The organism is Ruminococcus gauvreauii (genome assembly GCF_025151995.1).
Classification (GTDB): domain Bacteria; phylum Bacillota; class Clostridia; order Lachnospirales; family Lachnospiraceae; genus Ruminococcus_G; species Ruminococcus_G gauvreauii.
Window position 1 is genome coordinate 714455 of sequence record NZ_CP102290.1, and the last position, 24491, is coordinate 738945.

25 protein-coding genes, 1 pseudogene and 1 riboswitch are annotated in these 24491 nt (G+C 46.9%); of the genes and pseudogenes, 4 read left to right on the forward strand and 22 right to left on the reverse strand.

Translation table 11 applies throughout. The features are described from left to right. Positions 1–44 precede the first annotated feature (44 nt). From NQ502_RS19375 to iolG, 3 genes are all read right to left on the reverse strand, one after another. On the reverse strand, positions 45–599 hold the full coding sequence (locus tag NQ502_RS19375; RefSeq protein ID WP_187374529.1) for a helix-turn-helix domain-containing protein: 555 nt from the start codon (positions 597–599) through the stop codon (positions 45–47). Positions 600–1236: 637 nt separating this feature from the next. Further along, on the reverse strand, positions 1237–2115 hold the full coding sequence (locus NQ502_RS03460) for a sugar phosphate isomerase/epimerase family protein (protein WP_049898438.1): 879 nt from the start codon (positions 2113–2115) through the stop codon (positions 1237–1239). A gap of 18 nt (positions 2116–2133) precedes the next feature. Then, a complete protein-coding gene (iolG, locus tag NQ502_RS03465) occupies positions 2134–3168 on the reverse strand; it encodes an inositol 2-dehydrogenase (protein ID WP_028530008.1) in 1035 nt (344 codons plus the stop codon). Between the two features lie 272 nt (positions 3169–3440). On the opposite strand from iolG, the gene NQ502_RS03470 reads away from it, so the two are divergent. Then, a complete protein-coding gene (locus NQ502_RS03470; protein WP_028530007.1) occupies positions 3441–4292 on the forward strand; it encodes an AraC family transcriptional regulator in 852 nt (283 codons plus the stop codon). Between the two features lie 65 nt (positions 4293–4357). Here NQ502_RS03470 and NQ502_RS03475 read toward each other — a convergent pair whose 3' ends face one another. The 6 genes from NQ502_RS03475 to ribD all read right to left on the reverse strand — a co-directional run bounded on the left by NQ502_RS03475 (position 4358) and on the right by ribD (position 9892). After that, the gene (locus tag NQ502_RS03475; RefSeq protein WP_044983580.1) at positions 4358–5614 is read right to left on the reverse strand and encodes a uroporphyrinogen decarboxylase family protein; all 1257 of its coding nucleotides are present in this window, start codon (positions 5612–5614) and stop codon (positions 4358–4360) included. Between the two features lie 153 nt (positions 5615–5767). Then, positions 5768–6430 (reverse strand): HAD family hydrolase, encoded by a 663-nt coding sequence (locus tag NQ502_RS03480; RefSeq protein ID WP_028530005.1) that lies wholly within the window; start codon positions 6428–6430, stop codon positions 5768–5770. Position 6431: 1 nt separating this feature from the next. Continuing rightward, positions 6432–6893: a 6,7-dimethyl-8-ribityllumazine synthase gene (gene ribH / locus NQ502_RS03485; RefSeq protein WP_456115059.1), complete on the reverse strand. Its 462-nt coding sequence runs from the start codon at positions 6891–6893 to the stop codon at positions 6432–6434. Positions 6894–6920: 27 nt separating this feature from the next. Further along, complete coding sequence (locus NQ502_RS03490) at positions 6921–8132, reverse strand: bifunctional 3,4-dihydroxy-2-butanone-4-phosphate synthase/GTP cyclohydrolase II (RefSeq protein ID WP_028530003.1); 1212 nt, start codon at positions 8130–8132, stop codon at positions 6921–6923. A gap of 15 nt (positions 8133–8147) precedes the next feature. After that, a complete protein-coding gene (locus NQ502_RS03495) occupies positions 8148–8795 on the reverse strand; it encodes a riboflavin synthase (protein WP_028530002.1) in 648 nt (215 codons plus the stop codon). Next, a complete protein-coding gene (gene ribD, locus NQ502_RS03500; RefSeq protein ID WP_028530001.1) occupies positions 8777–9892 on the reverse strand; it encodes a bifunctional diaminohydroxyphosphoribosylaminopyrimidine deaminase/5-amino-6-(5-phosphoribosylamino)uracil reductase RibD in 1116 nt (371 codons plus the stop codon). Before ribD ends, NQ502_RS03495 begins: the two co-directional genes overlap by 19 nt. Before the next feature lie 138 nt (positions 9893–10030). Next, a riboswitch (FMN riboswitch) is annotated at positions 10031–10145 on the reverse strand. Between the two features lie 344 nt (positions 10146–10489). Here ribD and NQ502_RS03505 point away from each other — a divergent pair. Continuing rightward, positions 10490–10816, forward strand: a complete 327-nt coding sequence (locus NQ502_RS03505) for a helix-turn-helix domain-containing protein (RefSeq protein WP_028530000.1) — start codon at positions 10490–10492, stop codon at positions 10814–10816. Positions 10817–11203: 387 nt separating this feature from the next. Further along, positions 11204–13840 (forward strand): calcium-translocating P-type ATPase, PMCA-type, encoded by a 2637-nt coding sequence (locus NQ502_RS03510; RefSeq protein ID WP_028529999.1) that lies wholly within the window; start codon positions 11204–11206, stop codon positions 13838–13840. Positions 13841–13901: 61 nt separating this feature from the next. Here NQ502_RS03510 and NQ502_RS03515 read toward each other — a convergent pair. The 8 genes and pseudogenes from NQ502_RS03515 to NQ502_RS03550 all read right to left on the reverse strand — a co-directional run. After that, positions 13902–14993 (reverse strand): annotated as a pseudogene (locus tag NQ502_RS03515) (DEAD/DEAH box helicase); the annotation flags it as partial. Positions 14994–15173: 180 nt separating this feature from the next. Next, positions 15174–15491 (reverse strand): methylated-DNA--[protein]-cysteine S-methyltransferase, encoded by a 318-nt coding sequence (locus tag NQ502_RS03520; RefSeq protein WP_044983578.1) that lies wholly within the window; start codon positions 15489–15491, stop codon positions 15174–15176. Between the two features lie 15 nt (positions 15492–15506). Beyond that, positions 15507–16346, reverse strand: coding sequence for an MBL fold metallo-hydrolase (locus NQ502_RS03525; RefSeq protein WP_028529997.1), 840 nt, complete (start codon positions 16344–16346; stop codon positions 15507–15509). A 35-nt stretch (positions 16347–16381) separates the two neighbouring features. Then, positions 16382–17263 carry a DMT family transporter gene (locus tag NQ502_RS03530; RefSeq protein WP_028529996.1) on the reverse strand — a complete coding sequence of 294 codons (882 nt, stop codon included), beginning with the start codon at positions 17261–17263 and terminating at the stop codon, positions 16382–16384. A 128-nt stretch (positions 17264–17391) separates the two neighbouring features. Then, entirely contained in the window at positions 17392–18072 is a 681-nt protein-coding gene (locus tag NQ502_RS03535; RefSeq protein ID WP_028529995.1) for a TIGR00266 family protein, read from the reverse strand. Positions 18073–18177: 105 nt separating this feature from the next. Beyond that, the gene (locus tag NQ502_RS03540) at positions 18178–18633 is read right to left on the reverse strand and encodes an Hsp20/alpha crystallin family protein (RefSeq protein ID WP_028529994.1); all 456 of its coding nucleotides are present in this window, start codon (positions 18631–18633) and stop codon (positions 18178–18180) included. Positions 18634–18793: 160 nt separating this feature from the next. Then, positions 18794–19027: a tyrosine-type recombinase/integrase gene (locus NQ502_RS03545; RefSeq protein WP_083963495.1), complete on the reverse strand. Its 234-nt coding sequence runs from the start codon at positions 19025–19027 to the stop codon at positions 18794–18796. 180 nt (positions 19028–19207) lie between these two features. Next, positions 19208–19438: a hypothetical protein gene (locus NQ502_RS03550; protein WP_028529992.1), complete on the reverse strand. Its 231-nt coding sequence runs from the start codon at positions 19436–19438 to the stop codon at positions 19208–19210. On the opposite strand from NQ502_RS03550, the gene NQ502_RS03555 reads away from it, so the two are divergent. After that, a complete protein-coding gene (locus NQ502_RS03555; protein ID WP_083963491.1) occupies positions 19408–19680 on the forward strand; it encodes a helix-turn-helix domain-containing protein in 273 nt (90 codons plus the stop codon). The two genes, NQ502_RS03550 and NQ502_RS03555, sit on opposite strands and share 31 nt — an antisense overlap. 409 nt (positions 19681–20089) lie before the next feature. Here the strand turns inward: NQ502_RS03555 and NQ502_RS03560 are convergent, their stop codons facing one another. The 5 genes from NQ502_RS03560 to NQ502_RS03580 form a co-directional block, all read right to left on the reverse strand. After that, positions 20090–20272, reverse strand: coding sequence for a hypothetical protein (locus NQ502_RS03560; RefSeq protein WP_156887914.1), 183 nt, complete (start codon positions 20270–20272; stop codon positions 20090–20092). Positions 20273–20659: 387 nt separating this feature from the next. Then, positions 20660–21406: an ABC transporter permease gene (locus NQ502_RS03565; protein WP_028529991.1), complete on the reverse strand. Its 747-nt coding sequence runs from the start codon at positions 21404–21406 to the stop codon at positions 20660–20662. After that, positions 21403–22254: an ABC transporter ATP-binding protein gene (locus NQ502_RS03570; RefSeq protein ID WP_028529990.1), complete on the reverse strand. Its 852-nt coding sequence runs from the start codon at positions 22252–22254 to the stop codon at positions 21403–21405. The genes NQ502_RS03565 and NQ502_RS03570 overlap by 4 nt, the downstream gene beginning before the upstream one ends. A 118-nt stretch (positions 22255–22372) precedes the next feature. Further along, positions 22373–23116 (reverse strand): LytR/AlgR family response regulator transcription factor, encoded by a 744-nt coding sequence (locus NQ502_RS03575; protein WP_028529989.1) that lies wholly within the window; start codon positions 23114–23116, stop codon positions 22373–22375. Positions 23117–23119: 3 nt separating this feature from the next. Beyond that, positions 23120–24466, reverse strand: coding sequence for a sensor histidine kinase (locus tag NQ502_RS03580; protein WP_028529988.1), 1347 nt, complete (start codon positions 24464–24466; stop codon positions 23120–23122). Between the last annotated feature and the right edge of the window lie 25 nt (positions 24467–24491).

Here is a 24491-nt window from a genome sequence, read left to right on the forward strand (position 1 = left end):
TTCTATGTCGTAAAATTTCAAAATTCTCGCATACTCTCCAAACATTATATCCCATGCTGTTTTAGAATTCCAGAAGTTTCAACAAATTCTTCCACACTGACCGCCCTGGCAGCATTTCGAAGCCAGTGTTTTAATACAGACATGTTATTCTCAGATCTGATCCTGCAGCATATTTCCTCCCTTACAATTCCTGCTTCCTGCAGCAGTTCAATGACTGTTTCTGCCATTTCGGATCTTACTTTTTTCTCATCCACAGTACAGGAAGCTTCCATCACGCCTCTGGCCGCGGCACTCATGACAATCAGCTCAGACTCACTCATCTCGTCCAGCAGAGCATCCAGCTGCAGCCTCCTTGTCCCTCTTTTCACATTGGCGTCCGGAAAAAAGAACTCATCCACAGAGAGCTGAAACAGCGTCACAAATTCATAGAACTTCTGCAGACTCGGATGCTGCCCTTCATTCTCAATGGACATAATATACCTGGGAGCCAGATCAATCTTTTCACTTAGCTGCTCACGTGTCCAGCCTCTGGCCTCCCGCTCTCTTTTAATCGCCTGTCCCAACGCCTTAAAATCATAAATATCCTGCGATTTACGCATACACATCACCCTATGTTATTTTATAACTCTCATTGCAAAACCGAAACGATGTACAAAGGTACACGATGCGCTATTTTATATCCCGCCCTGACGCATATCAGGCAGAACATACGCAGGCAATATGGATGCAGATGCAATTTTTCAGATATTAATTTTGAATATAGGATATCAGATGAAAACAGAAACGCTGAAGTCGTCTATTCATACGGTGATTTCACGCTTCAGCAGAGATGTGGTGAAAGACATTTCCATGCTGGAATAGACATCGACTTATTGGAGATCAGCTATTTTGATTTTTGATTGAGAGAAGGCAGGCGCAGCCGCCACAAACTGATACCGCCTGCACTGTATAGACTACGGATCCGCTTTTCGGAGGTGTGATATTCCATAAAAACGATCGGCTTTTTAGGAATTGTCAGTAAATTTTCATATTACAGACTGGCCAAAGCACCAATCTGTCGATGTCTATACTATAGATACGAATAATCTATACAAAAAATTACGATGTATATAAACACCGTTCTGTCTGCAGCCGCAAATATACTCCATGCTGTTTTTCAAGGCCGCGTTTGATTTTTAAAATGAAAAACGCCTGTTCAGTATATGAACAGACGTTTTCTCCCGTTTTCTTATCTTATTAAAATCCGGCCTTTCGCAGATTCTCACGTCCGCGTTTTGCAATCGGAAGCGGGACCTCAAAAGATTTGACCGGGAATAAATCCTGCTCGACAACAACCCAGCCATCATAATTCTTCTCGACAAGTGCATCGTGCAGCTTTTCAAAATCAATGCTTCCTCTTCCGGGTTCCACCATGATATCTTCAGTCACCGCTTTGGCAAAGGACCATTTCTTTTGGTCCATCTCAGCCTTCACTGCCAGGTCACAGTCCTTGATATGGATATAGGGGATGCGCTCTGCATGTTTTCGGTAAAATGCGATCGGTTCTCCGCCTCCGTATACGTGATGGCCTGTGTCAAAGCAAAGCATGACATCCGTATCTGTCAGCAAACGCTCAATCTGCTCTTCTGTCTGTACATGGCAGTCTACATGAGGATGGAATGTTCCAATCAGCCCGTGTCTTTCTACATGATCAGCGGCACGCTGAACATTCTTCACATATTTGCCCCACTGTTCATCGGTCAGATTCGGATCCATGACCAGTTCGCCGGTCTCCAGATCCGTATACATCGCCGGAAGAAGCACAATATATTTAGCTTCCGGAAAGTCACCAAGCAGATTTGCAATATCATCAATTGTTCCGCACATTTCGTCTACGGATGTATCATTCAGAAAATCCCCGCCGACTGTTCCAGCAACCAGCGTCAGGCTGCGTTTGTTAAGCTCCTGCTCCAACGCAGGATTTCTGTTCGGAAAATATCCCCACGGTCCCAGTTCAACGCCGTCATAACCGGCTTCCCTCATCTCATCCATGCAGCGGCTCCACGGAGTCTGTTTCTCATGTTCCGGAAACCATACGCCCCACGAATCCGGAGCAATACCAACTTTAATACTCATAATGTATTTCCTCCCAATTTATAATGCCAGCATCTCAGCCATTGTTACGACACGCTTTTCTTTCAGAGAAATATCGCAGGCTTTCGCAATCAATACGGAATAATAACCGTCCTTTGCATTCACCGGAACCGGCTTGTCATTGACAATGGCATCGATAAATTCATGGATCTCATCCGTATAGGAAGCAATATACCGGTTTACATAGAAGAACAGAGGTTTCTCGGCTGTCTGGCCCTCTTCATTCGCCAGTACCACCGTGCTTGCAGTATCATTTGCAACATTGACTGCACCCGTTGAACCAAACACCTCGATTCTCTGGTCATAACCGTATGCACACTGCCAGCAGTTATCAATGATTGCCATAGCTCCGGAATCAAATTTCAGGATCACGGAGGTCGTATCGACGCCGCCTGTCGTCTCCTGATCTTTGTTAATCATTGCTGAACCTGTGGCATATACCTCCGTCACTTCTGCACCGCACGCCATAAATCGCGCCATATCAAAATCATGGATGGAAGTATCCAGGAACATACCGCCAGCAGATCCGCCGACTGCTGCAAAATATTCTGGCGGCGGAGGCAGCGGATCGCGGGATGTAATTTTTATCTGACGCACTTCCCCGATCTTACCTTCTGCGACCATCCGGCGAGCGGTGGCATGATTATGGTCAAATCTGCGGTTGTATCCAAGCTGTAGCTTGATTTTACATGCTTTTGCAGTCCTGATGGCTTCTTTGATCGCCTCAATGCTGTAATCAATCGGCTTTTCACAGAACACATGCTTTCCAGCTCTTGCACATTCTTGGATCAGCTGTCCGTGCAGTGATGCCGGAGCGCAGATCAAAACCGCATCAACCTCGGGATCATTTAAAATTGTCTTGTAATCTGTAACCGCCTCCGGGCAGCCGTTGGCTTTCGCCCACTCGTTGTAAGCATCCGGATAGGCATCCGCGACGTATCGCAGTTTTGCTTCCGGCACGGAAGTCACAATATCTTTTGCGTGAATACGTCCCACATTGCCCCCGCCGATGATGCCAAGTACTGTCTTTTTCATCGTAGCTTTCACTCCTTATGTTATTTGCTTATTTTGTTTTCTGTCTGTTTACAAGCTCTATTATACATCCGGATTCCAAAAATTAAATACGCACACTTGCTCAAAAACTTTTATTTCTTGCTTACACAATCCTTTGGTTTCCTTGACACAGAGTTTTTTCTTTTTTATAATATATATGACCATTTCTTATGTTATCATCGAAAGACATGCTCTCAAACTACAATTATTTGCTAAAAACCTTTGATTTCTTGCTTACATTATAGGGGGTCTCTATGCAAGGTCTTGAAACGGGACTGCTGGAACAGTCCGAGTACTTTTTTCATACACCGACATCGCTCGCAAAGTCACTGCTTTTTCACGTGGAAATCTGCGGACATTTTTACTCCGATCAGAATTATAAAGTAAACCGTGAAACCTTTGGGAATTTTCTTCTCCTGTACGTCATGGACGGCGCACTGCACATTCAGACGCACGAAACCGACACGCTTGTCACCCAGGGAAATGCAGCGCTGATCAACTGTCACCGCTGGCATGCATATGACACACCTGTATACTGTGAATTCTCTTACGTACACTTTGACGGTTCTAACACCCAGGCCCTCTACGACCACATCGTTCAAAACCAGGGGAATGTCTTTCCAGTCGATGAGCGGAGCACACTGCCACATTATATGCGGCTGCTGTTAAGCGACAGCCGCAACAGCAAAATGGTTTCTGAGATCTCATTTTCACAGATCATCTATTCCCTGCTCAGTGATATTATCATTGCGCCGCAGAATGAATCCCTTTCAGGAGAAAAAGCTCAGATCATTGAGGGCGCGCTTGATTACATTCATACCCATCTCTCAGAACAACTGTCACTGGATGATATTGCATCCAATGTCGGACTGAGCACATTTCATTTTGCCAGACTGTTCAAGCGTGCCACCGGTTCTTCACCACACGAATATATCATTCTGTCCAGAATAGATAATGCAAAATATCTGCTGCGTACAACCTCTGATTCTGTCAGTCAGATTGCTTTTCAGACAGGCTATACAACAGAGAGCAGCTTTATCACATCGTTTAGCGGGCGGGTCGGTATGACGCCCGGGAAATTCCGAAAATTGTTTCGGACTTCCTGAAGATTGATAAAGTGTATAAAAAAACCGGTGCAGCATTTGCCGCACCGGTTACTAATCTGTCTATTCTATTTGTCGCCGTTAAATTCCTTGATCGCATCCACCATAGCCACGATGTTCGGGATCGGTGTGTTTGCCTGGATATTGTGAATCGTATTGCAGACATATCCGCCGTCTTTTGAGAAGATATCCAATCTCTCCAGAACCTGCTCACGCACTTCTTCCGGAGTTCCGAACGGCAGTACTTTCTGAGTATCGACGCCGCCGCCCCAGAATACGATGTCTTTACCGTAAGTGTCTTTCAGCTTCTGCGGGTCCATACCCTCTGCAGAGCACTGTACCGGGTTGATTCCGTCGAATCCTCCTTCGATCAGGTATGGCAGAATCGGGAAAATTCCGCCGCAGCAGTGTTTCAGTGTCTTCCATGTGGTATTCTCATGGATCCAGTCATTCATCTTTTTGTAGTAAGGCATATAGAACTCTTTGAATACCTCAGGATCAATGAAAGGACCTCTCTGTGTTCCGAAGTCTGTACCGCAGATGAAGAACACATCAATGTCAGAGCCGAACGCATCCCAGTATTTCTTGAAGCTTTCGATCGCAATGTCTGTTCCTTTTTCGAATACTTCTTCCACATATTCCGGATACAGAAGCGGAGCCATGTACCATTCGGAAATGTCACGGATACCTTTCGGGTTCTTCAGATTCGGTCCCGGGATGTTGTTGGCATCGCCGAGTCCGAAGTAACCCGGTCCAACCTGGATTGCGCGGTTATATACTTTCACCTCATCCAGAACTTTTTTGTGGTATGCGATCTGTGCATCGGACACGCGTGTGTAATCTTCTACGTTGTCATCTGCATTTGCTTCGTCCTCGTCAAATTCGGGTGTACGGGTCAGGTTATCGAAATAAAATCCGTTTGCCGGCATATGTCCGCTCGGTGCACAGCTGTCGTCTCCTTCCGGATATACGTAGTAGCCGCCGTTTCCGTCGTCCTTAACGACAGCATTGCTCGGAATCAGGACAGTCTCACCGCGGTATGTCCATTCTTTCCAGTCTGTATTGATGTGACCGTATGTATCACCGTAATTGTAAAGCTGCTGAACATCACAGCCCATGCAGTCAGCCAGATCGGGCTCTACGAATGCTGTCATGGTTGACATATCATTGATCTTCGGCGGACGGTTTTCCAATCCGTAGTAGTTTCTCAGGTCTTTCACCACGATCGCATTGATCATGGAACAGCACATTCCACCAAAGTCCACCGGAACTTTGTCTGGCTGTTTGTGGGCAAACGCTGCCTGTACTCTCTCTTTTGACGTCATAATTTCCTCTCCTTTTCAAAATGAAACAACATTGACTTATTGCGTGCTCGTGTACGCATCTTGTATGAATTCATATTAGCACAGAATCACCATATTCTCAACATATTTTTCTCCGCAAAATTACCATAATTTTCACGATAATTTTGGTTATTTTTATGAATGCAATAGATTTTCTGCACAGATTGGGAGTTCGGATACGTCATTAGCCAGCCGGTCAGCACAAATCAATTCTTCGGCTGTCCCAAATCCATACGTACAGCCGATAAACGGGATCTGATTCTGTCTGGCCGCCTCATAATCCGAACCACGGTCTCCCGCTGCCAGATACCTTCCGGGATGTTCCCTCATAATCTCCGGAATGATCTCACCCTTGGGAATAAAACAATACGTCTCGCAGCAGTAAAACGCGTCGAAATAAGCGTCCAGCCCAAAGCAGGCGCGATGTGCTTCCATATATGCTTCCTTGCAGTTGCTCAGGAAAACAAGGCGAAAACCCTGTTCCTTAAGAGTGCGCATCGTTTCACGGGCTCCCGGATACAGCACGGCTCTGCCGGCGGCAATCTGCCTTACCATGCTCTCTCCTGTCCTTGCACTTGCCCGGAGCTTAAAGGATTCTTCCAGTTCCGGCATAAAGCGATCCCACATGACTCTGCTGTTATAGCCAAGCCAGCAGGAAATCTGCGCATCCGCAAATTCCTGCTCCTCTGCCCGACCCTCCTGCACAAGCCATGCATATGTTTCCAGAAACGCTCTCTTATAGATATGCATGGTGTCATGCAGCGTTCCGTCATAATCCAGAATGATGTAATCCTGCATATCAGAGCTGCCTCATCAGGTTGACCATTTCAATCGCAGACAACGCACAGTCGTATCCTTTATTGCCTGCTTTTGTCCCTGCACGTTCGATTGCCTGCTCGATATTCTCTGTTGTCACAACACCGAACAATACCGGCACTCCCGTCTTCAGACTGACAGATGCGATACCCTTTGAAACTTCGCTGCACACATAATCATAGTGGCTTGTTGAACCACGGATGACTGCGCCTACACAGATAACTGCATCATATTTCCCGGACTGCGCCATTTTTTCAGCCATAAGCGGAATCTCGAAAGCCCCCGGAACCCAGACCGCAGTAATCGCATCTTCTTCGACGCCGTGACGCACCAGTCCGTCCACTGCACCTGAGAGCAGTTTGCTCACAATAAATTCATTGAACCGCGCTGCCACGATTCCCACTTTCATCTCCTGACCTACTACTTTTCCTTCAATCACATGAATTCCCATCTTCTTTTCCTCCATCTATTATTAAAATTTGATTTTTGTGAATACGTGTCCCATCTTGTCCTGCTTCGTTTTCAGATAAAATTCATCATATTTCTGCGGCTCAATCTCAATCGGCACCCTTTCGCTGATCGTAAGACCAAACCCATTCAGACCGTAAACTTTGCTCGGATTATTGGTCAGCAGCCTGAGGGATTTCACTCCCATATCACGCAGGATCTGTGCTCCTACCCAGTACTCTCTCAGATCTGCGGCAAAACCGAGTTCAATATTTGCCTGCACGGTATCCCTGCCCTGTTCCTGGAGCTCGTACGCCTTCAGTTTGTTGATCAGCCCGATCCCCCGGCCTTCCTGACGCATGTACAGAAGAATTCCCCGGCCCTCTGCCTGAATCCGCTTCATGGCAGCATCCAGCTGCTGTCCGCAGTCGCACCGTGCAGATCCAAACACATCACCAGTCAGGCACTCGGAATGTACCCTGCATAAAACGTCCTCTCCGTCTCCGATCTCTCCCTTTACAAGTGCCACGTGGTGTTCACCCGTAATGTCGTTCACATATCCATATATCTGGAAATCTCCGTATTTTGTGGGGAGCTTCGCGCACGCCTGCAGCTCCACATGTTTCTCGTGCAGTCTGCAGTAATCCTGCAGATCTTTAATCGTGATAAATACAAGTCCAAATTTCTCCGCCATCTCCCACAGCTGCGGTGTTCTCATCATTGTTCCGTCATCCGCCATGATCTCACAGCACAGTCCGCACTCTTTCAGACCTGCAAGCCTCATCAGGTCTACCGTAGCTTCCGTATGCCCGTTTCTGACTAAAACTCCGCCCTTTCTCGCGACAAGCGGAAACATATGGCCTGGCCTCCTGAAATCCTGCGGTTTCGCATCATCTTCCGTACATTTCATCGCCGTTACGGAACGCTCTGCAGCCGAGATGCCCGTCGTGGTATCCACATGATCGATTGATACGGTAAATGCAGTACAGTGATTATCCGAATTTTCTTCCACCATCTGCGGCAGTCCCAGCTTACCTGCATGTTCCGCACTCATAGGCATACAGATCAGCCCCTTTGCATGGGTGGCCATAAAATTCACATTTTCCTGGGTCGCAAATTCTCCTGCGCAGATTAAGTCCCCTTCATTTTCACGGTTTGGATCATCGGTTGCCAGGATCATTTTACCGGCGCGAAGCGCATCCAGCGCCTCTTCAATTGTATTGTACTGATACTTCATATCGAATTCCTCCTTCTAAAACCCATTTTCTTTCAGAAATTCCAGCGTCAGACTGCTGCCGCTTGTTTCCTTTTTCGGCTCATTCATCAATTTTTCAATATATTTTCCGACAACATCATTCTCCAGATTCACCATATCCCCGGCCTTTTTGGAGAGCAGCGTCGTCTCTTCTCCCGTGTGGGGAATGACGGAAACCTGAAACGATCTCCCATCGACCGCCGCAACCGTCAGACTGATGCCGTCAATCGTGATCGATCCCTTCTCAATGATCAGGCGCAGTATCTCTTTTGGCGCCTCCACGGTTACCCACACCGCGTTTCCTTCCCGCTTCATATCCGCGACGACTCCCGTACCGTCGATATGGCCGCTCACAATGTGCCCTCCAAAACGGCCGTCCGCGCTCATGGCGCGTTCCAGGTTTACTCCGTCACCCAGTTTCAGTCTCCCCAGATTGGTCCGGCGCATCGTCTCAGCCATGACATCCGCCGTAAAGGAGCTGTCATTCATGCTTGTTACTGTCAGGCACACTCCGTTGACCGCTATACTGTCCCCGATCCTGCTGCCCTCCAGCACTGTCGATGCCCCGATCACTATCTGCCCCCATTCGGCACCAGATATGACTTTTTTCACATTTCCCCGCTCCTCTATGATTCCGGTGAACATGGCATCACCCCTTTCTTCACTTCATATTCCAACAGAATGTCTTCTCCAAATGTATGGACTTCCGGGCTTGTGAGCTGCACCGCGCTTTGGGGCGAATCACACCCCTGTCCGCCCACAGGACTCTTCGCAGTTTCTCCTCCGAATATTTTTGCCCCGATATATACGTAACACTTCTTCACGGCCCCGGCGTCCATCACACTGTAGTTCAGTGATGCTCCGCCTTCGACCAGCACGCTGTCGATCCCTTTTTGGCCGAGAATCTCCATCAGTCTGTTGATATCCACCCGGTCATCCCTCCCCGGAACCTCCACGACTTCGGCTCCCAGTGCCTGCAGCCGTTTCTTTTTCTCCGGATCTGCATGCACACATGCCACAATCAGGGGGATTTCCCGGGCTGTCTGACATAATCTGCTGTTCTCCGGTATACGAAGTTTACTGTCACACACGATCCGTACAGGTGATCTTCCGTTTTCCAGGCGGCAGTTTAGCATTGGATCATCCGCCAGTACTGTACCGATCCCTGCCATAATGCCGCTGTAACAGTGGCGCAGCCTGTGCACATGGTTCCTTGCTTCCTCCCCTGTGATCCACTGTGACTTTCCCGTGTGAGCTGCAATCTTCCCATCCGCGGTCATCGCATATTTCAGCGCCACATATGGCTGTCCGGTCGTAATATAATGGAAAAACACGGGGTTTATCTCATCACACTCGCTCCTCAGAAAGTCCTCTGTCACTTCGATTCCCGCCTCACGCAGAACAGCAGCTCCTTTCCCTGAAACTTTTGGGTTCGGATCTCTCGACCCGATCACCACTCTGGACACCTTCGCCTCTATCAGTGCCTCGGTGCACGGCGGAGTCTTGCCATAATGACAGCACGGTTCCAGTGTTACATAGACGACTGCACCTTCCGGGGACTGCGTACATGCTGCCAGGGCATTTCGCTCTGCATGAAGCTGTCCATACCGCTCGTGGTAACCCTCTCCTATAATCTGGCCGTCTTTCACAATAACTGCCCCGACCATTGGATTCGGACTGGTCCAGCCTCTGGCCTTTACCGCCAGCTCAATTGCTCTTTTCATATAATCCGTATGCTGCATTTTTTCACTTCCTTTACCTATAAATAAGAAAATGCCCTGTATTGAACACAATGATTCATACAGGGCATTACTTTTCCATATTATTTCTCATAAAAAAATCTGAAATGTTATAAACATTCCAGAGCACGAAAAACAAAACATCCTCTTCTTCCATCCAGACTGTACTGTCGGCTTCGGAATCTCACCGAATCATGCCTTACGGCTCGCGGGCTTTACCGCCGGTGGGGAATTGCACCCCGCCCTGAAGATCTATATTTATCTGCTAGCTATCATAGCATATATTTCTATCTTTCGCAAGCACTTTTGCTCATCACTGCCAGAAAATCAGTGTGCAGACTGACCCTGCCAGCAGCAGCACGGCTGAGGTCCAGACAAACAACATCCAGTATTTTCTTTTTCTTTCCCATCTGAAATCTTCATTTTTCTTCATTCCGGTTTCTCACACCCGTATCTGCAGTAAATCATGTCTCCATTTTTATGTTTCCTGTAGCTAATATTTATATAGTTACAGATCATTATAACGCAGCTGAGAAAATATTACAATCAGTATAAATTCCATATTATACCAATACCGAACATGCTGAGGAGACATCAATTATGCAGGAAATCAACTTCGAGACAATCGGCAGAAAGATAAAAGAAATCCGACTTTCCAAAGGACTTACCCAGGAAAATGTTGCAGATGCAGCAGATGTCAACACAAGCCATATCAGCAATATAGAAAACTGCAGGGTCAAGATCTCCCTGACAACTCTTGTAAGAATCTGTAATGCGCTTGACACCACCGTCGATTATATTCTGGCCGGCGAATATTCCGATCCGTCTTCGGCACTGGATCAGCAGATTCTGAAGGAACTGCTGAACTGCAGTCAGGAAAGAAAGGAAAAAATACTTCAGATCATCAGGATCCTTTCATCGTCTTGACAACTTTTTCCATTTATGATAGGCTCAGACTATGTAATATTGAGGGAGTAATTCCGTGTATCATGATGCGAGATAAATCAACAGACATGGCAGAACATCTGCCTGGTTTATCTGAATACAAGGATTAATCTGAATTTTTTTCTTTGTATCTGAATGAGACTCATATACAGTCCACATGCTGTATATGAGTTTTTTACTGTGAAAGTCCCGCCGGGCGGCCATGGATGAGCCATGCTCGCATGAGCGAATTCATGGGCATTTGGCGGGCAAGCCGGTATGAGCGGGCAGCGCAGCAGCGCGGATTGCGAATAGCGGCGGCGATTGCGGGAGTCCGAAGGACGGAGCAATCGACTTTCATTTTACTTTACAGGATCAGGAGGGAATATCATGAAGGCATATCTGGAAACGTACGACACAGTTCTGAAGGAACAGAACTCAGACTTTAACGGCATCAGCTCACAGGAAGCGGGCCGTCGTCTGGAACAATTTGGAAAGAACCGGTTGAAAGAAGGGAAGCAGAAAACTCTGCTGCAGCGCTTTCTAAAACAACTGGCCGATCCAATGATCATCATTCTGATCGCAGCCGCCGTTGTTTCGGCTATTACAGCAGCCTACTCCGGAGAATCTTTTGCAGATGTCATCATTATCGTTGCGGTCGTTCTGATTAACGCTGTTCTCGGTGTTGTTCAGGAGAACAAAGCGGAACAGGCGATAGCAGCACTGCAGGAAATCGCTGCCGCCACATCCAAAGTGCTCCGTGACGGACAGCAGCATACAGTCCGCAGTGAAGAACTGGTACCGGGTGACGTCATAATCCTGGAAGCCGGTGATGCCGTGCCTGCTGATGCCCGCTTACTGGAATGTGCCAGTATGAAAGCAGAAGAAGCTCCGCTTACCGGTGAGTCTGTCCCTGTCAATAAAACTGCTGATGTGCTGACATGCGATGACCAAAAAGACATCACCCTCGGCGACCGGAAAAATATGGTTTATATGGGCAGTACCATTGTCTACGGACGCGGACGTGCTGTCGTGACCGGTACCGGCATGAATACAGAGATGGGTAAGATTGCAGATGCCCTCGATAAGGCACAGGATGGAGAAACTCCGCTTCAGCTCAAACTGAACCAGCTCAGCAGGATCTTAAGTTTCGTCGTGATCGGCATCTGTGCTTTTATCTTTGTCCTGGATATCATCAGGAGTTATCCGGATATCAAATTTAACACGATGATCGATACCTTCATGGTAGCTGTCAGCCTTGCCGTGGCTGCGATTCCGGAAGGACTTGCGACCGTTGTCACCATTGTACTCTCCATCGGTGTCACAAAGATGTCCCGGCAAAATGCTGTCATCCGGCGTCTGACAGCTGTAGAAACACTGGGATGCACACAGATTATCTGTTCAGACAAAACCGGTACTCTCACCCAGAATAAAATGACCGTCGTAGAACACCAGGGGGATGATGAAGCCCTTCTCGCCAAAGCCATGGCACTCTGCAGTGATGCACAGCTGGATGATCAGAAGGAAGCCATCGGAGAACCCACAGAGTGTGCACTCGTCAATTATGCATACAGCCTGGACCTCAGCAAAAATGACCTGAACGCCCAGATGCCCCGTATCGGAGAGGCTCCCTTTGATTCCCTTCGCAAAATGATGAGCACTGTCCACAAGGATGCCGGCGGTTCCGTCATCCAGTTTACAAAGGGGGCACCGGATGAGGTTCTCAAACGCTGTACTCATTTATGGAAAAACGGGGATATGATACCACTCACAGATTCTGAGCGCGAGCATATCCTGCAGCAAAATAAAGATATGGCCGACAGGGCGCTCCGCGTTCTTTGCGCTGCGATGAGAATCTGGAACACGCCTCCTGCCTCTTACGACAGCCCAAATCTGGAACAGAAGCTCTGTTATATCGGCCTTACCGGCATGATTGATCCGATCCGGCCGGAGGTGAAAGACGCGATCGCCGAGTGCCGCAGCGCAGGTATCCGTCCGATTATGATCACCGGCGACCACAGGGACACCGCTGTCGCCATTGCAAAACAGCTCGGCATCATAAAAGATTCCCGCGAAGCCGTCACCGGAGCCGAGCTGAATGATATAACAGATGAAGATTTCAGAGAGAAAATCAAAGACTACTCCGTATATGCACGTGTACAGCCGGAACACAAGGTCCGTATCGTAAATACCTGGAGGGAGCTGGGCTTCATCACGGCAATGACAGGAGACGGCGTCAACGATGCGCCTTCCATTAAGAATGCAGACATCGGCGTCGGTATGGGGATTACCGGCACAGATGTGACGAAAAACGTTGCCGATATGGTACTCGCAGATGACAACTTTGCAACAATTGTCAATGCAGTCGCGGAAGGGCGGCGGATCTACGATAATATCCGTAAATCCATTCAGTTTTTACTGTCCGCCAACCTCTCCGAGGTTATTTCGATATTTGTCGCGACTCTTCTTGGCTTCACTGTCCTTAAGCCGGTACACCTGCTGTGGGTAAACCTGATCACTGACTGTTTCCCTGCATTGGCTCTGGGCATGGAAAAAGAAGAGCACAATATCATGAATCGTCCCCCTAGAAATGCCAAAGAGGGAATCTTTGCAGGAGGTATGGGTTTTGATGTCATCGCTCAGGGAATCATCATCACGATCATCACCCTGACGGCATATTTCATCGGGCACTATGTAGAATCGGGCCGTTTTGAGATAACGACAAGTGCAGACGGCATAACCATGGCTTTTTTGAGCCTGTCCATGGCGGAGATTTTTCACTCTTTTAATATGCGTTCCCGCCGGGAATCCATCTTCCGTTTAAAACGACAGAATATATTTATCTGGGGTGCTATGATCCTGTCATTTCTCTGTACGACAGCTGTGATCTATATTCCGTTCCTGTCCGATGCCTTTGGATTCGAACATATCTCACTGATGGAATACGGAATCGCCATGCTTCTGGCTTTTTCCATAATTCCGATTATCGAAATCATCAAATTGATTCAGCGTATAGCCAAAAAATAACGGGAGAAGGCACATGCCTTCTCCCGTTATTTTAAGCTCACGCTGTTTCCTGATGACCGACCGGAAGCTTTCCCGCCCGGATCTTTGTTTTACAATAGCGTTGGATTTCTTTTAATTTATACATATCCCTTCCTGATACAAAGGAAAAAGATCGTCCCACACGGCCGGCTCTCCCGGTTCGTCCAATGCGGTGAACATAGTATTCGTCGTCCTGCGGAAGATCATAGTTGAATACGGCCTCCACTTTTTCAACATCAATTCCGCGTGCAGCAACATCAGTAGCCACAAGTATATCCGCCTTGCCGGTTCTGAAGCCTTTCATTACCCGGTTCCGCTGTGCCTGCTTCATATCGCCGTGCAGTCCCTGCGCTTCATATCCCTGTTTTCTGAGAGAATCCGTCAGTGTATCCACCTGACGTTTGGTATTGCAGAATACGATCGACAGCTTTGGCGTATAGAAATCCAGAAGGCTTGTCAGTGCTTCTTCTCTTCTCTTTGGCTTCACCTCGTAGTAAAGCTGTTCGATGTTTGCAACCGTCAGCTCTTTTCTCACTACTTTTATGATCTTTGCATCGTGCTGGTACCTTTTTGTAATATCCAGAATCGGCTTCGGCATGGTCGCAGAAAACAACACCGTCTGCCGTTCCTCCGGCGCTCCGCCAAGGATTGTCTCGATATCCTCGCGGAAGCCCATATTTAACATTTCATCCGCCTCGTCCAGTACTGCCATACGAATGGCATCCAACTTAAGAGTCCTCCTGCGCATATGATCCATCACACGTCCCGGGGTACCCACAACGATCTGAGCGCCGCCTTTTAACGCGCGAATCTGTTTGATAATCTCCTCTCCGCCGAATATCGGAACGATCTTTATCCCGCTCATGTATTTTGCCAGGTTTCTCAGTTCACCTGTCACCTGGATCGCCAGCTCTCTTGTCGGGCACAGAATAATCCCCTGCGTTTTTCTGACACGTATATCGATTTTTTCCAGCATTGGAATACCGTAGGCAGCTGTCTTACCAGTACCTGTCTGCGCCTGACCTACTATATCACTGTTTTTCATAATCTCCGGAATCGCTTTTTCCTGAATAGGAGAAGCCTCCTGAAATCCCATGTTTTTTACCGCTTTAACAATAGCAGGAGATAAATCCATCTCCTCAAATTTTAATGTGTTGTTCAAAAATTTACTTCCTCATACTTTCTTTTTTTAAAGACTGCGTTTTGACGCAGCCTCCGGTCAATCAAAAATACTCTTTGCCTGACTGACAGGCAAAGAGCACCTACAAAGTTTCTATCCTTTATCATAACAGACTGAAACGTTAAAGTCAAATGATTAAAATACTGTTTTTTTCCAACAGTATTTGTCCATCTGAACCTTGCCGTCTGCAAATTCAACTCCCTCGGCTTCCAGCAGTTCAATCTGCCGGTTGACTCCTCCGAATACAAAAGACGAAGATACTCTCCCCTCTCTGTCTACGACACGGTAACAGGGAATATGATCGGGATCAGGATTTGCATGAAGCGCATAACCGACGACTCGTGCCCACCTCCTGTTGCCCGCAAGCATCGCTACCTGTCCGTACGTTGCCACATGTCCGTAAGGAATCTGTTTTACAACTTCGTATATCTTTGCAAATGTACTGCCTCCCATGATATCCTCCGTTTCTTAAAATATCACCTGTGTCCCCGTTGAAAAATAAACGATTCTGTTCCCCAGCTCCTGCTTCAGTATATCAAACGCCGGCATCCCTGTACAGTGTCCCGTATAAATCATAAAATCTCCCAGCTGCCTCAGCCGTTCTGCCAGCGAAGCGATGTCTTCTCTGGTCCCCGCCATCGTATCGGCTCCATCACTCCCCATCAGATGAAAGCCTCCGATCACCGCCGCAATCCGCTCTCCCGGAAATGCACGCTGCGCTTCCTCTATCACGACATCCACTCCTGCATGGCAGCAGCTGTTCAATACAACCAGGCCGTTTTTCGTCTCAAACACAAGGCTTTGTTCATGCTTCAGATTATCCACTTTAATCGTGCCGGCCACCTTATGATACATATGTGCCTTTTCGGCTCTCACACTGATTCCCGGCGTATGATGCGCAAGCAGATGAATCCCTTTTCCACAGTTCAGATTGCCGTCCACAAAGACAAAGCGTTCTCTGTGCGCTTCCAGGAGTCCTTCCGGAATCCCAATATATTTTTCACCGGAGTCCGTAATCTTATAATATCGGCCGCGTCCTGCATCTGTCTGAAGATAAACACTGGCTTTTTTATTCACCTCAAAAAACACTCCGAATCCGCCGGAATGATCATAATGGACATGTGACAAAAAAGCAGTATCAACTTCGGCGATCTCAATCCCCAGTTTTCTCGCATTCTCCAGAAACAGTCCGGTGCTGCCTGTATCCAGCAGGTATTTTTTTCCCTGATATTCAATATAAACGGACAGTCCATGTTCTCCGCAGAGATCGCCGGATGAACGGTTTTCTGTAAGCGCTGTAACTTTCATAAGAATTTCCTCCCATTTTCACTATTCCACACGACTCACGGCGCATGCGTTTCAGCCGATCTTCGATAACCACGCCTGTTATAAAAAAACATCATGACCGCCATACTGCATATCGTCACATACCCCAGCCAGCTGAGCATGTCCGGAAGCTGTCCGAAGATTGCGAACCCCAGAATGGCCGAAAATATAATCTGTGAATAATCATAGATTGAAATCTCCTTTGCCGGAGCGTAACAGTAGGCTGCCGTTATGGAGAACTGCCCGCCCGCGGCACTGAGTCCTGCAAGAAGCAGGATGCCGAACTGCTGCCATGTCATTGGATGATAGTCAAAGATCAGGAACGGCAGTGTGACAAGACAGGAAAACCCGGAAAATATACACACGATTCTCGGTCCCTCCTCACCGCGCTCCCCCAGAAGACGAACCATTGTATAGGCTGCCCCTGCCCCGATTCCTCCCAGCAGTCCGATCAGTGAGGGAATCAGATCCATATTGAGCAGGGTTGGCCTGATGATAAACAGACTGCCGATAAATGCCCCCGCCACTGCGAGTGCCTGCACCGGAGTTACTTTTTCTTTCAGGATGAGATAACTGAATATAATCGCAAAAAACGGCGACATTTTATTCAGCATGGATGCATCTGCAAGTACCAGATGATCCACTGCGTAGAAATTGCACAGGATACCAAGCGTACCGAATACTGACCGAAGTAGCAGATACCTGAAATTTCCCGCTCCGCATCTGACAGAGATCTGCCGCCGCATCATAATAGCAGCCGCAAACAGAAACGCGACGAAGTTCCTGAAGAAACTCTTCTGTACAGAAGGAAGTTCTCCCGCCAGACGCACAAATACATTCATCAGTGCAAAACAAAATGCTGAAATTATGATATAGATAATCCCTTTGTACTGTTTCACTCACCTTCACTCTTTCTGTGTTTTTCCAAAAAATTATACGTTCCCGTTTATTATACCCAATTCTTTCGCCATTTACAATGCAGGCACCCGTTCCTATTTTCTTCTGCAGCATCCGACGGCTGAACCGTTTAATTGCCGGTCGGCATATATGGACGCAGTACGCCTGCGACATTGCTGATCGGCATCGTCTGAAGCCATACATGACCCGGTCCCGTCACTACTGTATTGAACAGACCCTCTCCTCCAAACAACATATTCTTCACTCCCGGCACCGTCCGGATCTCCATCCTGCAGCTCGCCGACATCGCTGCGAGGTGCCCGGTATCGATCACAATCTCCTGCCCATCTTTTAATTCATACTCCACCACATGTCCGTCGAATTCCGTAAATACAGTCCCGGTCCCGCTGAGCTTCTGCAGGATAAACCCCTCCCCTCCAAAAAAGCCGGAACTAAGTTTTTTCTGAAAATGCACAGAAAGCTCCACCGTATGTTCCGAGGCCAAAAACGCCGATTTCTGAACGATCATCTCGTGACCGGGTGTGATATCAAATGCCTTGATCGATCCCGGAAAGCAGGATGCGAACGAGATCATCCCCGGTCCTCCCTTCGCCGTATAACGGTTCTGAAAAAAGGTGTCTCCCGAGAACATTCTTCCAAAAGCCTTTCCAAGTCCTCCGTTTGTTGATGTTTCCATAGCCATATTCGGTGACATCCAGGCCATCCCGCCGCCCTCAGTGATCATCGTCTCCCCTTCCTCAAGCTGGCAGATAACAACCGGAAGTGTTTCACCTTTAATTTCATATCTCATACGTCTACCCCTTTCTGTTTCCAATCATCGTGAATCTTCTCCAGTATATCATATTCAGCCGAAAAAAAAAGCCGGCCAGAATAATCTGACCGGCTGTATCTATGATTAACCCTCGATCGGGATATATTTCGGCTCTTCCACAGCCTTTTTATCTTTCTTCGGAATGCCGAGATACAGAATCCCATCTTTGAAAGATGCTTTGATATCTTCCTGCGTTACCTCCTCTCCTACGTAAAACGTTCTGGAACACTGACCTGTGTAACGTTCCCTGCGGATATACTTTGTCTTCTCATCTGTTTGTTCCTGCTCGGAGTTCCTGGTTGCTGTTATGGTAAGGTAACCGTCTTTTAATTCCGCCTTCACATCCTCTTTGGTGTAACCCGGCAGATCAATCGCCACCTCATATCCGTTCTCCGCTTCTTTCACATCTGTTTTCATAAATGCCGGAACTCCTGCAGACTTCTCCGCGGAAGCGGACGGTTTGGATACATAGCGCATTCCATACGGGAATCGGAACATCTCATCAAATAAACTTTCTCCAAAAATACTGGGCATCAACATAATCTATTCCTCCATTTCATAACTTGTGTTTGGTTTGTTTTATTTGTTCTACATGTAATATATCACTTGTTGTTAGCACTGTCAAGAGGTGAGTGCTAATTATTTGTGAAAAATCTGTGAAAAAAGAACCACTGCCGCAATGACAATGGTCCTCCTGATTTCATTCATATTTAACAATACTCTCTGCCTTTTGCATCTCATTTTTTACCCTGGCCTCATCCACATGATTGTATATATTCATTGTAATGCCTATATCGGCATGTCCCATAATGTATTGTAGAATCTTTGGATCCAGTCCGCACTCCGCCATTCTGGTGCATCCTGTGTGCCTTAAAATATGGGCTGATATATGAGGTATTAGCACCGGCGCTCTGTCTTCCTTTTCTGCAAGCATGCTCTCCTGCTTATTATTTGCCGTGCTTACTTTCCCAAGTAGCAGATTCAGCTTTTTATGTTCAAACAATGCCTGCTGCCTTCATAACATCACTTTTTGTCATTACTGTTTTCCTCCTTGTGTTTATTAGAATCATTACATTGGTTTTACCCGTCGTTTTCACCTTCTAAATAGTATGAACTACACGCTCTCTTTCCATAATCCCATAGCCACATGAAATCCAGCCAAAAAACTTTTGCGCACCAACAGGCTGCAATGTTCTTCCAGCAGTCGTATAATCACTCTCTGCTGCGCCGCCGGCACCGTAACTGAAATCACCCGGTCTATCTTCCTCCAGCTGCTTTTTACCTTTGGCGGATCTGCACTGATGTTAATCCAGTGTGTGTAGATTACTTTTAGTTGTTTTGTCATGGGGTCGTCTCCTTTCTTTTTTATTACTGTATACTATATGTGAGTTTTTACAATGCCAGCCCGGCGACATCATGGAATATGTAAAACCGCCAACCGAAGATGATGACGACCTCCCAAGATTCATGCGTGAGGATCGCAACCAGACACCAGATCCACAAAAAGAAACTGACCCTCTCCCCAAAGAAATTGATTATGATGAATTACCCTTATTTATGCAGAAACACTTTAAGAAAAATCCTTGAATTAAAACCTCAGACATGTTATATTGAGAATAGAAAAGGGGAAACCAGAAGCGGCCTACCCTCAAATAGTTAGTTTAATGTTTTACCTATTAGTCGTCACTATTCGCAGTAGTGGCGGCTATTTCTTTCCCTTGAAGATCTTATAGCAAAGACCGACAAGAGCGACAATGAAGATACAAAGCTGGAAAAAATCCGCATATGTAATCATTGGCAACACCCTCCTTTCTTTCGTCTGGAGGGGTAGCCCCTCCGATAAAAGAGGGTAAGCCGCCCGGCTCTGGTTTCCCTATGTGAATTGTACCATATGCAAAATCATAATTCAACAATACATTCTATAACCTGCACATTGCATAAGGACAAAAAAATCCAACCACCGAATGTGATGGTTGGTAAAAACAAATTATATTTCCTACTCTAAAATTTCTTTTATATTATCACTTAGACCTAACACAGGCGGTAACAATTCTGATGGTTCTGGAACAGAATCTTTACTCCCATTGTATTTGTATCTTCCTTCAACATAAGAAAGTGAATATTTGTCCAGCAGAAATGCCTCTCGTGTGAAAGCATACCCTTCTTTCTCTTCACCCACAGCCTCATAAACGAGATCATACCTCAGCAATTCCTAAGCGTGGACTGCCGTTGTCGGCAAAGCAGTAACAATAGTCGTAAAGAAAAGCCGTCCATTTCTGAACGGCCGAAAATAGAAAAGGAACGACTATTTAGACGTTCCTTAACTTACTAAATATTCAATTTTATTCTCTTCGTTTCCACAACAATTCAATTGCTTTTAATTCGAATTTTTGTGGTTCACATATACATATTAAATACTTTAATATCTCGATCTAGAGCAATATCAGTTATTATATCCTAATTCTTATTTCATCCATATAATTGTATATATTCATTGTAACGCCTATGGGAAGCCAGAAGCGGCCTGCCCTCAAAGTAATGAACTGTTACTTAATAACCGCCGTCACTATTCCGAATCATATCCGTTCCTGCGGTATATCACAAGAAAACATACAACGGCAGCAATAATCTCCGTTACGATCACAATGATACTGGAGGCGTTCACAAGTTTTTCACTGCCGCCCGCCATATTTTCCACGATCTGCACCATGACCCCCGTAAACAGGAAATCAGATATTTTCCCAAGCGCCGCATTCAGGCCGGAAAACATGGGGATCATCATCAGGACCAGCAGTGCCGGCGTCGTCAGTGTTCCTGCAGTGATCTGATTCTTTGCAAAGATTCCGAAGATCATGCCGATCACTCCGCTGGCAACAGCCGCCAGAAGTGAGACGGAGATGTAAACAGCCCACTGTACACCATTCATGCGGAATCCAACAACGGGAACCAGTACGGCATTTACCACGGTCACCATTGCGATAACCGGAATCAGGCTTCCCAGAAAGAATTCCAGGCCGTTTACCGATGAGGTCATCAGCGCACGCAGGGTATGCTTTTCTTTTTCCTCAGCCAGAGCGGCACTGACACAGTAGATGCCCGTCATTGTGATATTCATCAACGCGCCATAGGACAGAGCCATGCCTTTCAGCTGATCATTCATACCGCCGCTGCCCGCTATTGATCCGTAAATCAGTTTCATAATGAATGTAAAACCAATTGCGAATATCGGCATGATGATAAAGTTTTTTGAAAACAGTGCCTTCGCTTTCATCTCCATGATCACTGCCAGTTTATTTCCATGTATTGTTTTCACTGCAGCGCCCTCCCTGTTACGGTCAAAAATACGGTTTCCAGCGTCGGCTCACAAGAATGAAGGGCCTCCACCTGATTATTTTTCATCCATGTTGCAATGCGGTTTATATTCTCATCATTCTGGTCCAGCAGGAGCTCTTCTCCCTTTTCGAGCAGCACCCGGTACTTTTTCTTACTGTTGTAGCGCAGACATAACTCTTTCGGGGTTCCATACTCTACGATCTGCCCGTCATTCAGCAGCGCCACGTGGTCGCAGAGCTTTGCGGCCTCCTCCATATTGTGTGTGGTAAGAAAAACAGACATCCCGTCATCCCTCATCTGCCTTAAAAGGCTGTGGATATCAAGTGCTGTTGACGGATCCAGACCGCTTGTCGGTTCATCCAGAAAAAGTACCCTGGGCCTGTGAAGAACTGCTCTTGCAAGCACCAGCCGCTGCGTCTGGCCTTTGGATAATTTCCCGGCCGGCTTTTTCCTGTGTTCCGCGAGTCCCACCCGGTCAAGCAGTTCATCGACTCTTTTCAAATCCACCTTCAATATTTTGGCAAAATATTTAAGATTCTCATACACCGTCATTCGCTCATAGATCCCCGAATGGTCTGTGACAATCCCGATCTGCTCATAAATGGTCTCATCAATATTTTTCACATGAATTCCCAGCACATAGGCATCCCCCGATGTCGGTTTCAGCTGTCCCGTCAAAATCTTGATGGTTGTCGTCTTACCCGCTCCGCTGGGACCCAAAAACCCCAGGATCTCTCCTGTTTTTAACACTGCGTTCAGATCTTTTAAAACCGGATCTCTGTCAAACTTTTTTGTGATATGATCCAGGCGAATCGATTCTGTATTCATTCTATCAGCTCCCTTCCACGATTATTCTAACAGAACCTGACAGGGATGTGGCTTTGATTTCCCAAACGGCAGTTTTTCTTCCTGAATGGAAAGCGGGAAGTGCATTGCACTCCCCGTGTCACTTTCCAACCATTCTCTCCAGCAGAACGGATTTCATCTTTCTGGATACCATGCACTCCAGATTTCCTACCTTTACCCTGCCGTCTTTCAGATTGACTTCTGTAATTTTCCCCAGCGCCGCCAGATAAGATCGGTGCGTTCTGATAAAAGTCTCTCCCACCTGTTTCTCGATCTCGTTGAGATTCCCTGAAAATTCCATCCTTCCATTCTGCGCATGCAGAATTACATGGTGCGGTTTGGCCGCCGTCTCAAAAAACAGGATATCCTGAACCGGGACATGCCGCAGCGTATCTCCGATCTTCACGGTATATACGCCGGCGATATCCTTCTTTGTTTCATCCCTCAGCCGCAGATGTATGGACTCAAGACACCGGTCTATGGAGTCCTTCTGGCTGTCGGGATCCTTGATAATATAATCAAATACCTCCAGATGATATTGAAACGTACAGAACGCCAGCTCCCGATAACTGGTAATAAATATCAGCGTTCCATTCGGATCCAGCCGCCGGATCTCTTTTCCCAGCTGAAAGCCGTCATACTCCGGGTCTTTCAGCTCTACATCAAGAAAATAAATGTTCCGCCTCTTCGCAGACTGTCGCAGTATATCCAGACATTCTCCCGGCTTCCCAGTGCTGGACACCACCCTCATATCATAAGACTCAATCATTATCTTTTTTTCTATGGCATCTCTGATCTGCCTTCTGATCATATCTTCATCGTCACACAGATAAATGTCTATCATTCCTCATACCTCTATTGTTAATTCCTGCACAAACAGCTCCTCTGTCCAGCTGGTTGCCGGCATCGCCTGCGGATATTTTTCAAGTATTCTCTGATAGCTGGCAAGCCCTATGCCCCGGTGATCACCTTTTGAGGAATATCCTTCTTTCCATATCCGACCAATATCGGCATCACCCCTCCATGAATTTGCCACCCGTACCGTAAGAAATCCATCTCGGCTGCTGAGTATGAGTTCAATTCCCGAATCCGGAATATCAGCTGACGCCTCAATCGCATTATCCAGCAGTATCCCGAGACACCTGTTAAAATCCCAGATATCGATTCCTGTTTCCGTTACCGGATACATGACTTCCATCCTGCAGTCAATTTTCTTCTCATTCATCTCCATCAGTTTTGAGAGCACCAGGCTTTTCACCTCTGTGATCCGTATATTTCCAATCTGCGTGGTCATCCGAATCCGTTCACCAAGTTTCTGATCAAATTCAAACTCAAAAGACTTCAGCGTATGCCTGATCTTTTCCACTTCCCCCTCACTGACTGAAAGATACATGCAGGACAGCATATTTTTATAATCATGCCGAAACGCCCGCATATCCCTCTGCAAATCCTCCAGACTTTCCACATACATCCGCTGCTGCAGTATCATCGATTCCTGCAGCCGGATCTTTCTTTCACTCGCCTCTTTATCTGACAGATACATAAGTATGCCCATCAGCAGAAACGTCAGCACAATGACAGCCGCATTGTAAGTGATCAGAGATTCCGCCTGCATGCCCAGCCGCATCGTAAAGAATATCTCAGCCAGTATTTCCATCCCCAGTATCTCCAGCGCCGTCATACGGATATTCCGGCTGTGTTCCAGCAGATGGCAGATTGGCCGTCCAAAATGAATTTTTTTGAGCAGTATGGAAATACCGAAAGCTGTCATCGGATACAGCAGAAAAATCTGCTGTACAAAGAGCAGAAAGTCTGATAATTCTTTTAATGTTATATTCTGGAGTACAGAACCGATGACTGCCCCGGTAGACACCTGCATGACAGCTGCAACGCCCACCACGCAGAATGCTCTCCACACATCCCGTTTCCACAGATATGATACTGAAAGCGTAGACAATGCCAGCGTCAGCACAGAACTGACTGCGTATATCGCCAGCGGATTCAGGTCGCTTAACAGCAGCAGCATATCGTAGAAAACTGCTGACGGCACGGCTGCTGTGAGCATAAATTTCCCCATGATTTTCCATTTGATTTTCTCATCCAGTACCGCAAATATGTACACCGTCAGAACGGTAAAAGAGGTCAGTGAATCCAGCACGTAAATCATTAAAAGTGATGCCCAGGAATCCGACACAGGCTTATCCTCCAGGTTTTATATA

Coding starts and splice junctions, on each gene's coding strand:
- NQ502_RS19375 (WP_187374529.1), bottom strand. CDS start 599: ATGCGTAAATCGCAGGATATTTATGATTTTAAGGCGTTGGGACAGGCG.
- NQ502_RS03460 (WP_049898438.1), bottom strand. CDS start 2,115: ATGAGTATTAAAGTTGGTATTGCTCCGGATTCGTGGGGCGTATGGTTT.
- iolG (WP_028530008.1), bottom strand. CDS start 3,168: ATGAAAAAGACAGTACTTGGCATCATCGGCGGGGGCAATGTGGGACGT.
- NQ502_RS03470 (WP_028530007.1), top strand. CDS start 3,441: ATGCAAGGTCTTGAAACGGGACTGCTGGAACAGTCCGAGTACTTTTTT.
- NQ502_RS03475 (WP_044983580.1), bottom strand. CDS start 5,614: ATGACGTCAAAAGAGAGAGTACAGGCAGCGTTTGCCCACAAACAGCCA.
- NQ502_RS03480 (WP_028530005.1), bottom strand. CDS start 6,430: ATGCAGGATTACATCATTCTGGATTATGACGGAACGCTGCATGACACC.
- NQ502_RS03490 (WP_028530003.1), bottom strand. CDS start 8,132: ATGAAGTATCAGTACAATACAATTGAAGAGGCGCTGGATGCGCTTCGC.
- NQ502_RS03495 (WP_028530002.1), bottom strand. CDS start 8,795: ATGTTCACCGGAATCATAGAGGAGCGGGGAAATGTGAAAAAAGTCATA.
- ribD (WP_028530001.1), bottom strand. CDS start 9,892: ATGCAGCATACGGATTATATGAAAAGAGCAATTGAGCTGGCGGTAAAG.
- NQ502_RS03505 (WP_028530000.1), top strand. CDS start 10,490: ATGCAGGAAATCAACTTCGAGACAATCGGCAGAAAGATAAAAGAAATC.
- NQ502_RS03510 (WP_028529999.1), top strand. CDS start 11,204: ATGAAGGCATATCTGGAAACGTACGACACAGTTCTGAAGGAACAGAAC.
- NQ502_RS03520 (WP_044983578.1), bottom strand. CDS start 15,491: ATGGGAGGCAGTACATTTGCAAAGATATACGAAGTTGTAAAACAGATT.
- NQ502_RS03525 (WP_028529997.1), bottom strand. CDS start 16,346: ATGAAAGTTACAGCGCTTACAGAAAACCGTTCATCCGGCGATCTCTGC.
- NQ502_RS03535 (WP_028529995.1), bottom strand. CDS start 18,072: ATGAGATATGAAATTAAAGGTGAAACACTTCCGGTTGTTATCTGCCAG.
- NQ502_RS03540 (WP_028529994.1), bottom strand. CDS start 18,633: ATGTTGATGCCCAGTATTTTTGGAGAAAGTTTATTTGATGAGATGTTC.
- NQ502_RS03545 (WP_083963495.1), bottom strand. CDS start 19,027: ATGCTTGCAGAAAAGGAAGACAGAGCGCCGGTGCTAATACCTCATATA.
- NQ502_RS03550 (WP_028529992.1), bottom strand. CDS start 19,438: ATGACAAAACAACTAAAAGTAATCTACACACACTGGATTAACATCAGT.
- NQ502_RS03570 (WP_028529990.1), bottom strand. CDS start 22,254: ATGAATACAGAATCGATTCGCCTGGATCATATCACAAAAAAGTTTGAC.
- NQ502_RS03575 (WP_028529989.1), bottom strand. CDS start 23,116: ATGATAGACATTTATCTGTGTGACGATGAAGATATGATCAGAAGGCAG.